General features: G+C 65.5%; 1 protein-coding gene. It reads left to right on the top strand.

Features of this window, described 5'->3' with window-relative positions; all coding sequences use genetic code 11:
• On the top strand, nucleotides 1-220 hold a 220-nt coding region (locus tag H2O73_RS24630), incomplete at both ends, for an RND family efflux transporter (RefSeq protein ID WP_220457816.1).

Raw genomic sequence — 220 nt, 5'->3', positions numbered from 1 at the left:
CATTGTCCTGCTCCAGAACCTTCAGGTCGTGCACCTGACCTTCGATGTACCGGGGCCGGACGTGACCGCCCTGTCGGCCAACGGACAGGGCAACATCCGAAACGAGGTGACCTTCGACGCGCTGCCCGGACGGGTCTTCGACGCCGAGATCGTCGAGTTCTCGGTTCAGGCGGATTCGGCGACACAGACCTATCGGGGCCGCGTGGCGGTGACCTCCCCG

It is taken from the genome of Vibrio marinisediminis, assembly GCF_014050145.1.
In the GTDB taxonomy this organism is placed as follows: domain Bacteria; phylum Pseudomonadota; class Gammaproteobacteria; order Enterobacterales; family Vibrionaceae; genus Vibrio; species Vibrio marinisediminis.
Note: the sequence above shows the minus strand (reverse complement) of the source record. Positions and strands in the feature narration are given on the sequence as shown.